Raw genomic sequence first — 12,864 nt, forward strand, 5'->3', positions numbered from 1 at the left:
AAAAAACTTAACGTGGCACTATATTTTTCATAGGAGGAAGGAATCAAAGTATTTACTACGCAGCCTATTCTCGTATAGATGCTGCTGGGCCAATTGACTCACGCAGCAGCACAGTAATAGGTAGACATACGTGACGAGATGATGCTCGTTCATACCCAGCATTCAAAGTCTCTACTATATATTCAGCAGCTAAACGTCCTTTAGTTGTAACAGGCTGTTTAACTGTTGTCAACGGTGGATTACTACATGCAGACTCATCTAGGTCGTCAAAGCCTGTAACAGAAATATCACGTGGGATTTGTAAACCAGACTGTCTAGCAGCATCCATTACTCCAAATGCAATAACATCACTAAAGCAGATGAACGCAGTTGGAAATACAGAATTATTTTGTTTAGTTATTTGTGCAAAAGCTTCTTCTCCTCCAGTACGAGTACATGGCACCTCAATAACATTTTTCTTATCGACCAGTGGGGCTATTCCATTCTCTTCTAAAGCAGAAATCACACCATCAATACGGCGACGAATTGTTCCATGCCAAGAAAGATACCCATCATCATTGCCTGATTCTGGAGAAATCACCACAAAATTGCGATGGCCCAATGAAATAAGATGCTCAGTTAGTTCTTTCATAGCGCGCGACTCATCAATATTGATACTCGGAGCCTGGCTATGTACTTCACTGTCAACAATCACAAATGGCTTTCCTTGCTGCATAAGAGCTTCAACTTCACCACGATCTTCTTCTAAACCAGTTACTATAAAACCGTCAACGGCAGCATAAGGAATTGCTTTTAACATAGAATTACGAAGTGGAGGCACTAAAAGAAGCGTCAATCCCTCTCGCTCACAGATTTGCCCAATACCCTGAATAAATTCTGAATAGTATGGGTTTTCTAACACTCGCCCTAATTGCTGTGGTAGTAACAATCCCAAACTATTTGTCTTTTGAGTTCGCAGCATATAAGCAACAGGATTACGCACATATCCTAGTTCCTTTGCAACTGAAAATATGTGTTCTACAGTTTCTGACGATAAGCGATCAGGAGTATTATACGCAAAGGAGACAGCAGATTTAGAGACACGCGCTGCATCAGCAATATCCTGCATTGTAATTTTCTTTCCCATGCTTCACACTTCTTACTTCTACATTATTTTTACTATTGAGCTTGCAATACGATCATAGAATTATCTTTATTGTGGCGCCAACTATCTCCAACAGTTACACCATTTATAATTCGCCAATTATGATTTTGCAATTGTTGAGGTAGCTTCGATGAATTATACTCTACTAAATTACTACGTGAAATAATCATCAAAAGAGATTCTTCCTTATGCTCTCGCGAAATAATGACAGTATCTCCATCAACAGCGTAACAACTTTGAGTACCTCTTCGCAACGCAATATGATCACGCCGCAATGCATTTAATTGAACAATTGTACGGAATATTTCAGCATTTGTATCAAGACTATCCCACTGCATGCCAGAACGGCACCCTGGATCATTATCGCCAACCATACCAAGTTCATCACCGTAATAAATCATAGGAGCACCTTCGCAGGCAAACATGCAACAGTAGGCAGTTATGCAATCCTCAGTATTATTTTGGTGCGCAGTTAAAACACGCTCAGTATCGTGACTACCCAACAAATTCATCATCCCATGGTGATATCCATACGGTATGCGCTCCTGCAAACGGTTAATACCGTTAACAAAATCGTATGCATTGAATCGCTTTGTCGCAGTAAAACCTAAAACTAAATCACGCAGAGTATAATTCATTGTGCTATCGGTAGTGTCTCCTTGCAGCCATTGAGCAGGGTCTCTCCATTCTTCAGCTATCAAACATAATTCTGAATTTTTTTCTTTAACAACTTGCCTAAAATCCTGCCAAAATTCTGGATAAATAAAATATGGAACGTCAAGACGATAACCGTCGATACCTTGATCAATCCAATATCTCGCAACATTAAAATGATGCTCACGCACCTTTGGATTAAACACATTCCACTTCGGTAGATATTCACAACCAGAACAGGTTTTATAATTAGGCACAGGCAATGACTTAACTGGAAAGTTTTTCACTGAAAAATAATTAACATATTCTGAATTCTCTTCATTTTTAACAACATCTTGAAACATCCAATGAGTTTTACCACAATGATTTAAAACTGCATCTAGTACTATACGTATATTCCGCTTATGCGCTTCATCTACCAATGTATGGAAATCTTCAAGAGTTCCTAAAAGTGGATCGATTTTAAAATAATCGTTTGCGTCATAACGATGATTTGTTGCAGCAGAAAAAATTGGATTCAAATAGAGCGCGTTGCAACCTAAATCATGAATATAATCAAGTTTTTCTGTAATTCCAGCAATATTACCACCTAAGAAATTCTCACGCGTAGGCTCAGCATCCCATGGATCAAGCGGCACATGACCTTCAGTTAGCATACCGTAGCCTTCACAACGATGGAAACGATCAGGAAAAATCTGATAAAATCTTGCATCAGGCAACCACTGTGGTATAGACATAATAAACCCCATCCCTAATATTTCTACAATTTCTAATCTTTCATACCAGTATTGGCAATTCCTCTAACAAGCGCACGTTGGAAGAAAAGGAACACAATAATACTTGGTATTGTTGCAGTCAAAGTTCCTGCCATCAAATAATTCCAAGAGGTTCCGTAACGCCCTACGAAGGATGCTAAACCAATCTGAATTGTACGAGTTTCATCCGTATTCGTAACCAATAACGGCCAAAGGAAATCATTCCACGCAAAGAGAAAACTAAAAATACCAAGCGTCGCAAACGCTGGGGACGACAATGGAACGATTACTTTGAAGAATATTCCAAACCTGCCACAACCATCAATGCGCGCTGCCTCATCAAGCTCTCGAGGAATTGTTGCAAAATATTGGCGAAGTAAAATAATGCCAAACACATCTGCAAGCCTAGGAACAATCAAAGCATACAGCGTATCGACCCATCCTAAATTAGCGACTATCTCATAAGACGGAATAACAATCACAAAATTAGGAATCATCAATGCAGAAAGCAGCAGAATGAATATTGTTTTCTTCAAAGGAAATTCTAATCGCGCAAAAGCGTAGGCGGCAAAGGCATCAAATATTAAATGTCCTACAACAATTCCTACCGTCATCAATAGCGTATTCCAATAATATTGCGCAAACGGCGCCGCTTGCCAAGCGTGAATATAGTTTTCCCAATGCCATGATGTAGGAAAAATTGAAGTATTCGTGTATGTTTCAGCACGCATTTGCAAAGAAGTAGTGAACATCCACAAAAATGGAATGATTACTGTTGCTGAACCTAAAATCAGAATCGCATGACGCGCCAAACGCGACCATAATGATGACTTCATTATTCTTCTCCTTGTGCTCCAGAAACTTTCCATTGAATCATCGTCACGCCTAGCACTAGCGCAAGCGTAATGAACGCTATTGCTGTTCCATAGCCAAAATCACCGAGCTTGAACGCATCACGATACATCATCATGCCAAGCACTTCCGTGCCTCCGCGAGGACCGCCACCCGTGAGCATGTATGCAAGGTCGAAAGATTGGAAGCTCGTTACCAATGCCTGAACTACTACAAAAAACGTCATTGGAGACAGCAATGGGAAAGTAATCTTCCATAATTTTTGCCACCCAGTAGCTCCATCTAATGCAGCCGCTTCATACACGCTTTTTGGCAATGCTTGTAACGCAGTTAAATACAAAATAGCGTTAAAACCAATATTTTTCCACACGGTCAAAAGAATTAATGCAATAAGCGCAAGCCAGCGATTTTGTAACCAATCTGGTCCGTGTATATTGAATTTCATCAACACACTGTTCACGAATCCAGAAGGATCGAGCATATATTTCCACACAATAGCTGCAGCCACAGAAGATGTAACCACTGGAAGGAAGTAAATACTACGATAAATACTCCTACCTCGTATAGGCGCATCAAGCAAAAGCGCGAGCAACAATCCAGTCAGCACACTTAATACACATACACCAGCAGCATAAATAATTGTTACCATTAAGCTGTTGAAAAACTCAGGATCTTGGAAAAGACGAGCATAGTTTCCCAAGCCAATAAATTTCTTTTCTGGAGAGAACCCATCCCACGATGTTAGTGAAATATATACAGCAGACAACACAGGGTACAGCACGAAACCACCAATAATAAGCACTGCTGGCAACAAGAATACCGCAGCACAAATTACCTGATCTTTCTGGTAGTGCCTGTGCGCAGACTTGAGAAAATGACGTTTTTTCATTACATACTCCTTGATGCAAAGAACTCCGATAGCTGAGCCAACTTTATTTCATTCGACCCAGCTATCGGCACAGTATTTGTGCGATCAGCCTTTGGCAATCACGTCGTTTACTGCCTTTTCAGCATTCGCAAGCGCTTCGTCAACACTCTGCTCTCCAGCGAAAGCCTTCTCCACAGCCTTTGCAAATTCGAAGGAAATCTTTGGATACAATGGAGTATTTGGACGCGTATGAGCAATATCCATTTGTTCCACAAACGGAATTAAACGAGGCTGTTCCTTCTTAACCCAATCCAAATACTTATCAGACTTTGCAACACTCTTCGTTACAGGAAGCATGCCAGTCTTTTGCGACCACTTAATCACCTGTTCTGGCTGTAAGAACCAGTTCAAGAATTCGCCAGCAGCCTTGGCACGAGCATCAGAATTATGGAAGACGATTGCTTGTTCACCACCGAGATTAGTTGCTTCCTTGCCATCCTTTGGATGAGGAGCTTTCGCTACACCGAAATCAAATGGTGGATCTGGCGCCCAGATGCCAACCATCCAGCTACCTTCCTGAGCAGAACCACCCTTGCCCTTTTCAAATTCGCCCCACTTAGCATATGGGCTCACGCCGCTCTTTATAAGATCCATCCAGAAGTTCATAGCCTTCTTGCCTTCTGGCGTATTGAATGCAGCCTTAGAATTATCCTTCGTCAAGAATTCGCCGCCAGCTTGCCACAAGTTGACCTGGAAGTTCCAAGTTAAACCTTCGCCGTTATCTCCTGCTTGAGTAAGCAAATCATACCCTGGCTTGCCTGTCTTTTCCTTGATTGTCTTGGCAACTTTCTTCAACTCATCCCATGTTTGTGGTGGTTTGTTAGGATCTAACCCAGCTTCTTTATAAACGTCCTTGTTGTACATGTACGCAAGATTATTGGCAGTAACTGGCACAGAAACTTGTTTGCCGTCAATATGACCATAGTCAATCAATGCAGGAGTCACATCATCGAGCGTTTTCGAGCTGATAACCTTAGAAAGATCAGTCAAATTGCCCATTTTTGCAATCTGTGGCACCCAAACCAAATCACTTATGGAAATATCCGGCAAGCTCTTCGACGAAGCCGATGCACGAAGCTTCGTCATAAAATCAGAATTCGGGACGCTCGCAGTCTTAATCTTAATATTTTTATGCGAAGCATTAAAATCCTTCACCATTGCATCAAAGGTATCGGCATTAGCACCATCCCAATAATGCCAAATGGTAAGTGATGTCGCACCATTAGCGTCAGACGATTTTGCACTACCGCATGCACTTACGCTAATAATCATTGCAGCAGCACCAATCAGTGCACATATTTTTGTAAGTTTCTTCATTGTAACCTTCTTTTTATCTGCATATGTTAACTTGCACTCATTTTGCATTTAGAAAATGGATGACGAACTATTCTCTAAAGCATCAGAAAACAAACTCATAGTTTTTTTATTCTTTGTTGTATGACTACATAACAAGCAAACAGTTTTTAATTGCCGCAAACACTGGATCATAGGAATCTACATATCATGTTCACAGAAAACACCAAATTAAAAATGCACGCTTGCTTCCACCTCCTCCCCTCCAACTCCGAAGACATTATCTTTAGATGCCCACTGTTTGTCGTCAAGCAATGCCTTAAATTGGAACTTTTTACCTTTAGGTATTCTCTCCATTTCAGTCTCCTTTGAACTGCAATGCTAAACTCTTGTAAATCAATTTACTACATTGTTAAACAAACGTCAATCCCTTAAAAATTACATGTTATCTACTTGCCGCGCCTGCAAGCCGCAGCGATGCAAATCACGACACAAACAACAAAGCGCAAAAGTAAGTACATTTCGGAGTAGTTAAGAGTACTTCGGAGTACTTCGGAGTAAAACACCGCAATAAACACAAATAAAACCCAACAAAGCTATACAAGAGTAGGGCTCAGAACACTTCGGAGTAGTTCGGAGTAGTTCGGAGTAAAACAACAATGTACTTAATAGCGCGCTATAAATACTCTTAATTTACTCATATGTCATTCCAGTCAAATCCTTGAAAGAATAACATTCTCTATATCCTTCTTTTGATATAGTAATCACAAGAATTATTCGTATAAAAATCGCGCAGTAATGCTTCGATATTTAAGGCGGAACAATGGAAGAGTACAAGATTGAAGAGATTAAAGACCTGAAAGAAGGTCAGTATTTTGATCGCAAAAGTGCTCGCATAAAGCCTAAAGATATACTAAAACACGTCATTGCCTTTGCTAACGCAGACGGAGGCACATTAGCTATCGGCATCGAGGATAATGGCAAATTAACTGGCACAAATTATACGGAGGCACATTCTTTAGACGAATACGAACTAGCAATCCAACAAGATATCATTGGTCAGCCTTCAATCGATTACAGTAAGTTAGACTATGAATCCGAAGATGGCAAAAATGCATTATTTATCATTCATATCGATTGTTCAAAGAATAGACTTATTAAAAATCGAAGTGAAGAAGTTTATTTAAGAATTGGAGATAAAAGCGTCAAACAAAATTACTCTCAAATTAAGCAATTAGAGTATGCTAAAGGTGAAAGATTATTCGAGGATAATCTAATTCCAGATGCTAACCTGGCAGATCTTGATGAACAACTGTTGAATGAATATAAAAAACAACTTAATTGCGAACATTTACCCAATCAGCAAGTATTAGAAGCTCGCGGATTTATGCATCAAGGTCAACTAACTACCGCATCAATTCTAATGTTTGGCAAAAATCCAAGCTATTATTTCCCACAAGCTCGTCTGAGATTCTTGCGATATGAAGGAACCCACCGTGAGACTGGCGCACGAATGAATATTGTTAAAGATCAAACCTTTGACGGACCGATTCCAACAATTATTCGCCAATCACAAACAGCTATACGAGCGCAATTGCGCGAATTTGAATATCTTGGAAACGATGGAAGATTCAAAGTCGTACCAGAATATCCAGAATTTGCCTGGTTTGAAGGAATTGTTAACGCCGTAGCACATCGCGATTATTCATTAAGAGGCGATTACATTCGCGTCAGCATGTTTGACGATCGATTCGAGATATTCAGTCCTGGTTCCTTGCCAGATATTGTAACATTAGAGAATATGCGACATACGCGCTACGCTAGGAATCCTCGTATTGCTCGCGCATTAGTTAACTTCGGCTGGGTTCGAGAACTCAATGAAGGAATTAATAGAATTTATGAGGAAATGGCGGAATTTTATCTCAATGATCCTCAATACAGCCAGCCAAATCCTTACTCTTTATTGCTGACGTTAGAAAATAACTATGCTTCGCGTCAAATGCGTATGGACGATCATATAAATGAGTTAGAGGAAAAACTAAATAATGGCGAGTTCAATGAGAATGAGCGAAAAATTCTCGCATATTCATATAGCAATGATCGAGTTACCGTAAAAACAGCTGCAAATCTTATTAATATGAGTGAAGCTACAGCGCGAAAATTATTACGTGGACTTGCTAATAAACACGCTCTACTGTGGCATGGAAACTCTAAACTTGACCCTAAGCAATATTATGCGCGCATAAAAGATTAAATCAAGCACAGGGAAAACAGTTAAGAGTAGTTAAGAGTAGTTCGGAGTAGTTCGGAGTAGTTCGGAGTAAAACACCGCAATAAACACAAATAAAACCCAACAAAGCTATACAAGAGTAGGGCTCAGCACAGTTAAGAGTAGTTAAGAGTAGTTAAGAGTAGTTAAGAGTAAAACACAGTAACAAACACAGCAAAAACCCAACAAAGCTATACAAGAGTAAGGCTCAGCACAGTTAAGAGTAGTTAAGAGTAGTTAAGAGTAGTTAAGAGTAGTTAAGAGTAAAACACAGCAATAAAACACTAATTTCACTCGCAGTCCAGAAAAAGGTGTATATCAATAGGCATATATCATTCAGAATATGAAAGACATTCATAACATGAAAGAAAAAAAAAGAGAAGGAAATGAACGCTGCGGCACGAATTCGCACAACTCTTATTATTGCCGTTTTATCGCTTAATGCTTTTCTTTTAACAAGCTGTAGATTTGGCGTGAGTCTATATCTTTTAATGCATGTCGACTTATCTCACGCAGCGCTTAACGCGGTATCGGTAGCGCTTATGACCTGCATAGCAGCACCGCTTGGCGGCATTATCGCAGATAAATATCCACCAACTAGATTGTTTATAGCGCTAACGTTCTGTTTTGCCTTGTTGTGTGCTGGATATGGTTTCGCTTTAGTAGCACAGCATAATCTTATTGCTATTATGGTTACGCTACTCGGCATAATATTCGGGTTCTTTACTGCATTTTCTTCACCTAATCAAAAAGTATTGATGGCGTATAGCGTACCTACTGGCGAAAAAACCAAATTTTTAGCAAGCATGCGCATGTGGATTAATCTCAGCAGGCTTGCTGCACCTGCAATCACTGGCATATTTGTTGATATATGCAATCCGCTCATTTTCTTTACGAGCATTGCTATTGTGATGATATTAGCGGCGCTACCTCTACTGTTAGTTAATCTAAACCAGCAAGCACAAAATAGCGCAAACAATACGAAAACAGGAACAGGAAGCAATAAAACTGCTGGTTTTGCAGCTTCTCTACACTATATGAGATCTACACCATGGTTAATAGTCTTAGGAGTAGTATCAGCATTACAATCGGGATCATGGCTTGCTGCATTCAGACTAATGGGAGCACACCATTGTCTCACGCTTTTTCATTCGGCATCCACTTGGGGGTCAATAGTCAGCATATTTAACATTGGCATGATTGTAGGTTCGCTATTATGCAAATATATTGTGCTGCATTATGAGATTTTATACTCTATTTTATTACCTGGATTCCTTTCTATTCCTTTACTTATTTTCGCACTTAATAATTGGATTGCTCTTTTTCTTTGCTCTGCTTTCATTGCAGGTATTATTTTTGACGCCACTATTGTCTATGGGCAAACAGCTCTTCTCGACGGCATACCGACACGCATTCTCGGCGCGACTACTACTTTTACTTCTATTATGGAGCAATGCGGCATTATCGTGGGGTATGCAAGCGTACTAGCATGGGGAAATCTAAATTCATCATTATTCATAATGATTGCAGCTGGTGTAATACTTGTTTCAACAGGTATAGCCTTATGGATTATTCAAACTCGTAAACAAACATACCCATCAATGCTTACCAAAGATTATTGGGCACCATCAACATGGGTAAAAAGAAGCATATAACAAGCTATTTAGTGCAAAAACGCAATAAAGCCATACAAATGCACATGGCATTCTTCACTCATCATCGTCAAGCCTCAACCATATTGCATTAAGTTACTAAGATTTGAGCGAACTTATTCGCTGCGGAGTAACCCCCATAAGCTCTCAGCGCCTACCTTTATAAGATTCCCTTTGTAAGGGTTTTCCTAGACAAGATATTCATCATACAAATTCAAGTACTATTATTACTTAAATAATGCTTTTCTAAAGGAGCAGTATGATAGCAAAGCATATTACTGTTGGCATTGTCGACGATGATTGTTTTTGTCTACACGGCCTAAAAACATATATTGAACAGGTTGTTCCGTCCTGCAATATTTGCTGGTTGTCAACATGTGCCGATCAAGCAATTCAGTTTTGTCAAAATCAATGCCCAGACGTGCTGCTAATTGACATGTATATGTCTGGGGTCTCGGGAATTAAAATATTATACGAATTGCGAAGAAGACACTCGCTCCCAATAATAATTGCTATAACTTCATTTCCTATCAACGATTATGCCTTAAAAGCATCGGCAGCAGGCGCGCAAGGCATTGTTGGGAAAAACCACCCCGAAACTATTTGCGCCATGCTCAGCAGTATTATCCAGGGAGCGTTCAAGCCGCAAATAATAGGTGATCTTCATTTTGACGACACGATGACAGCATTTCAACGTTTGCAAAATAAGCCAAAAAAGGGACGCCTTGCTTTAACGGATCATGAGACTGAAATTGTAAAGTTGTGCAGTAAAGGCATGACCAATGCGCAAATCGCTAAACGTTTATTTGTTGAAACTTGTACTGTGGAAACTATCCTTCGTCGCGTGTTCAAAAAGTTGAATGTGACAAATCGTTCACAACTTATTACCACATGGCTGCATGATGAATATTTAGGAAATGATACACAATGATTATTTTCTTAATGCGTCGTTTGCGAGAAAAGCTTATTGACAATAAAACATTTTTACTATTGGGATGTTTGTCGAGCGCAATGGATGCATATATTTACTCAAATAGCGACAATAGCACAATACAACTTGTTATAGTTTACATGATTCTTGCTGCTATGAATCTGTTCCTTTGCTTGCTCCCGCATTTTATGAGCATGTGCTATATTTTTGTGCACCTCAGCATTCTTGTTATTCCTAGTCTGAATCTTCCACCAGTAACTTTCGGGCTCATCATATCATTTGTTTTTATTTCGTATTTATATCCGATTCAATTTACATTACCTTTATTCTTAGTACTAGATGCATTACACTACGTTGCATACCGATACCTATCAACTTTGTCTTTCAAGTATCTTATTGCTTACCTTTTAATAAATATATTTTGCGTTTGCACTGGTATTATTTTGCGCATTTATCACCAAAAAATGGTTCTTTATGAAAAAGACAAGCAAACAATTAATAATCTTAATTTGGCTGTGCGAATGCACGATAAATTAACTAATAAGATTGCAGATATTGCACTACAAAGTAAAATAGCATTACTTGACAAGTCTATTTCTAAAAAGCAACGAGAAGCTATTGAAGAAATAAATGATTTGGCAGATCAGGCTTTTGAAGAAGGTCATAATATTATCGACATTCTACGTGGAAATACTGCTAAGCATGATGCTCGAAGCGAGTTCATTCAGCGCATTGAAGATACGCTACAAATGAACGACTCAATCAATGAATCATGTGGATTAAAAGGAAGATCCATATGCAATATATCTAGTAACGATATTCCTGAAGACATTAGAGATGAAATCATCTGTGAAGTTATTGAATTAATCGAAGAGCTATATTTGAACATGCGAAAATATGCTTCTTTAGTTTATTACATCAGAATTTCGATACGCGAAAAACAAATTGTTATAAAACAGTTTAATGTCCGATTTTTGGGCGAGAAAAGTAAAGATGCGATTCGCGCAGTATCTCAAAAAGGGCTTCTGATTCATCGCGATACCCTAAAGCATTTAGGCGGTTCACTTTATTTTCGAGCCTTTGGCAAGTATTGGGAATGTAATGCAGTTATCCCTTTAAAAAATGAACATAACCATATAAATAGTATACTTTACTGATTCAGTTTAAAAGATTAATGAATCTTGAGTAGTTTTAGTTAGTAATTATTTGTAAAGGTTTTCCTAGACAAGATATTGTTTACCTTTTAGCACGCCATTAATTTATAAATTGTAAAGGTTTGATATACACAATTATTTTCTTGTATTAGAAGGAGAAGAATATGAGTAATTTAGAAGATACAAAAGCACAAATTCCGTCCGTATTTTGGACAATAGCCAATGGCGTATTTCTTGCTAGCGGAATTGCGCTGATTGTAATGCGTAATGATTATCTATGGGGAGTGCCTCAAATTATCGCTGGATTATTTGGCCTTGCAACCATGTTTCTCATTAAAAAACCGTGGTGCGCGCAACTATATTTTATCGTATCCTCACTAGCTGTAATAGCAAATGGGCTTATGGAAATATTCGGCATAATCCACGGATCTGGATACGGTTATGTTCCGCTGATTATTGGTATAATTGTGCTTCTATTTATAGGCCTTGATAAGGATGAAAGTTCAAAAGCTCTTGGCATAGCCAAAAATAAGTAAAAGCATTAGACTGCGAATTTTAATATAAAAACATATCACAATTTTCAAAGGTCAAGCTGTAGCCATGTATCCTACGGCTTGGCCTTTGACTATTTATCTGTTAATGGTTTATTTTGCATAGAGTTTATACGTTACTGAACAATTTATTTGCACATAATCTCAACCATATTGCATTAAGTTACTAAGCTTTAAGCAAACTTATTCTCTGCGGAGTAACCCCAGTAAGCTCTGCAACATCACGAACCGTCAATCCCTGATTCCTTAGTATGCGAACCGTTTCACGCATAAGCATAGACGCTTCTTCTTGAGTTTTTATAGCTGCAGATTTTGCATCTAGCATGCGCTGAAGCATAAGCTCATCTTGTTCACTAAGTTTCGGAGTTACTTTCACGCCATTGACTTTAACATTTAAAGTTGCAGCAGCGTCTTTTACCATTGCTGCAACCTGATCAAGTCTACGTACTTGAGTAAATAATCCTGGTATTTCTGACACTTCTATAGCCCACCAGCCATCGCATCTGCGAGCTATAACGGTCACCATTTGTAAACAAGTCGTTGCATTATCATGCTCAGTAGCACTCATTGATTAAGTCTTTTCTCCAACTCTTTTCGCTTCAAACGTATAAGTATATGCCTATTTATCAATTCAATAAATAGGCATTGCATACAAAATCAGCACAATAAAGCTATACAAAT

12 protein-coding genes are annotated in these 12,864 nt (G+C 38.9%); 5 read left to right on the forward strand and 7 right to left on the reverse strand.

The window, feature by feature from the left end; all coding sequences use genetic code 11:
• Positions 1-64 precede the first annotated feature (64 nt).
• The 6 genes from ABVC65_RS01580 to ABVC65_RS01605 form a co-directional block, all read right to left on the reverse strand.
• Positions 65-1,126, reverse strand: coding sequence for a LacI family DNA-binding transcriptional regulator (locus ABVC65_RS01580; protein ID WP_004123088.1), 1,062 nt, complete (start codon positions 1,124-1,126; stop codon positions 65-67).
• Between the two features lie 32 nt (positions 1,127-1,158).
• Positions 1,159-2,535, reverse strand: a complete 1,377-nt coding sequence (locus ABVC65_RS01585) for a glycoside hydrolase family 13 protein (RefSeq protein WP_004112890.1) — start codon at positions 2,533-2,535, stop codon at positions 1,159-1,161.
• Between the two features lie 32 nt (positions 2,536-2,567).
• Positions 2,568-3,389 carry a carbohydrate ABC transporter permease gene (locus ABVC65_RS01590; RefSeq protein WP_004112888.1) on the reverse strand — a complete coding sequence of 274 codons (822 nt, stop codon included), beginning with the start codon at positions 3,387-3,389 and terminating at the stop codon, positions 2,568-2,570.
• Positions 3,389-4,294 carry a carbohydrate ABC transporter permease gene (locus ABVC65_RS01595; RefSeq protein WP_004112884.1) on the reverse strand — a complete coding sequence of 302 codons (906 nt, stop codon included), beginning with the start codon at positions 4,292-4,294 and terminating at the stop codon, positions 3,389-3,391. Before ABVC65_RS01595 ends, ABVC65_RS01590 begins: the two co-directional genes overlap by 1 nt.
• An 84-nt stretch (positions 4,295-4,378) precedes the next feature.
• Positions 4,379-5,650: an ABC transporter substrate-binding protein gene (locus tag ABVC65_RS01600; protein WP_004123085.1), complete on the reverse strand. Its 1,272-nt coding sequence runs from the start codon at positions 5,648-5,650 to the stop codon at positions 4,379-4,381.
• 207 nt (positions 5,651-5,857) lie between these two features.
• Positions 5,858-5,983 (reverse strand): hypothetical protein, encoded by a 126-nt coding sequence (locus ABVC65_RS01605; RefSeq protein ID WP_004123084.1) that lies wholly within the window; start codon positions 5,981-5,983, stop codon positions 5,858-5,860.
• A gap of 466 nt (positions 5,984-6,449) precedes the next feature.
• On the opposite strand from ABVC65_RS01605, the gene ABVC65_RS01610 reads away from it, so the two are divergent.
• The 5 genes from ABVC65_RS01610 (at position 6,450) to ABVC65_RS01630 (ending at position 12,168) form a co-directional block, all read left to right on the forward strand.
• The gene (locus ABVC65_RS01610) at positions 6,450-7,880 is read left to right on the forward strand and encodes an ATP-binding protein (protein WP_353582446.1); all 1,431 of its coding nucleotides are present in this window, start codon (positions 6,450-6,452) and stop codon (positions 7,878-7,880) included.
• A 401-nt stretch (positions 7,881-8,281) separates the two neighbouring features.
• Positions 8,282-9,550: an MFS transporter gene (locus ABVC65_RS01615; protein WP_353582447.1), complete on the forward strand. Its 1,269-nt coding sequence runs from the start codon at positions 8,282-8,284 to the stop codon at positions 9,548-9,550.
• A 256-nt stretch (positions 9,551-9,806) separates the two neighbouring features.
• Positions 9,807-10,478 (forward strand): response regulator transcription factor, encoded by a 672-nt coding sequence (locus ABVC65_RS01620; RefSeq protein ID WP_353582448.1) that lies wholly within the window; start codon positions 9,807-9,809, stop codon positions 10,476-10,478.
• Entirely contained in the window at positions 10,475-11,635 is a 1,161-nt protein-coding gene (locus ABVC65_RS01625; protein ID WP_353582449.1) for a histidine kinase, read from the forward strand. Before ABVC65_RS01620 ends, ABVC65_RS01625 begins: the two co-directional genes overlap by 4 nt.
• Positions 11,636-11,796: 161 nt before the next feature.
• Positions 11,797-12,168, forward strand: a complete 372-nt coding sequence (locus ABVC65_RS01630) for a hypothetical protein (RefSeq protein ID WP_004112863.1) — start codon at positions 11,797-11,799, stop codon at positions 12,166-12,168.
• Between the two features lie 181 nt (positions 12,169-12,349).
• Here ABVC65_RS01630 and ABVC65_RS01635 read toward each other — a convergent pair whose 3' ends face one another.
• Positions 12,350-12,751, reverse strand: a complete 402-nt coding sequence (locus tag ABVC65_RS01635) for an XRE family transcriptional regulator (RefSeq protein ID WP_353582450.1) — start codon at positions 12,749-12,751, stop codon at positions 12,350-12,352.
• Between the last annotated feature and the right edge of the window lie 113 nt (positions 12,752-12,864).

This window comes from Gardnerella vaginalis, from assembly GCF_040427915.1.
In the GTDB taxonomy this organism is placed as follows: domain Bacteria; phylum Actinomycetota; class Actinomycetes; order Actinomycetales; family Bifidobacteriaceae; genus Bifidobacterium; species Bifidobacterium vaginale_C.

What these genes read in the sequence shown, in the direction of transcription:
- ABVC65_RS01580 (WP_004123088.1), bottom strand. Translation starts at nt 1,126, where the DNA reads ATGGGAAAGAAAATTACAATGCAGGATATTGCTGATGCAGCGCGTGTC.
- ABVC65_RS01585 (WP_004112890.1), bottom strand. Translation starts at nt 2,535, where the DNA reads ATGTCTATACCACAGTGGTTGCCTGATGCAAGATTTTATCAGATTTTT.
- ABVC65_RS01590 (WP_004112888.1), bottom strand. Translation starts at nt 3,389, where the DNA reads ATGAAGTCATCATTATGGTCGCGTTTGGCGCGTCATGCGATTCTGATT.
- ABVC65_RS01595 (WP_004112884.1), bottom strand. Translation starts at nt 4,294, where the DNA reads ATGAAAAAACGTCATTTTCTCAAGTCTGCGCACAGGCACTACCAGAAA.
- ABVC65_RS01600 (WP_004123085.1), bottom strand. Translation starts at nt 5,650, where the DNA reads ATGAAGAAACTTACAAAAATATGTGCACTGATTGGTGCTGCTGCAATG.
- ABVC65_RS01605 (WP_004123084.1), bottom strand. Translation starts at nt 5,983, where the DNA reads ATGGAGAGAATACCTAAAGGTAAAAAGTTCCAATTTAAGGCATTGCTT.
- ABVC65_RS01610 (WP_353582446.1), top strand. Translation starts at nt 6,450, where the DNA reads ATGGAAGAGTACAAGATTGAAGAGATTAAAGACCTGAAAGAAGGTCAG.
- ABVC65_RS01615 (WP_353582447.1), top strand. Translation starts at nt 8,282, where the DNA reads ATGAACGCTGCGGCACGAATTCGCACAACTCTTATTATTGCCGTTTTA.
- ABVC65_RS01620 (WP_353582448.1), top strand. Translation starts at nt 9,807, where the DNA reads ATGATAGCAAAGCATATTACTGTTGGCATTGTCGACGATGATTGTTTT.
- ABVC65_RS01625 (WP_353582449.1), top strand. Translation starts at nt 10,475, where the DNA reads ATGATTATTTTCTTAATGCGTCGTTTGCGAGAAAAGCTTATTGACAAT.
- ABVC65_RS01630 (WP_004112863.1), top strand. Translation starts at nt 11,797, where the DNA reads ATGAGTAATTTAGAAGATACAAAAGCACAAATTCCGTCCGTATTTTGG.
- ABVC65_RS01635 (WP_353582450.1), bottom strand. Translation starts at nt 12,751, where the DNA reads ATGAGTGCTACTGAGCATGATAATGCAACGACTTGTTTACAAATGGTG.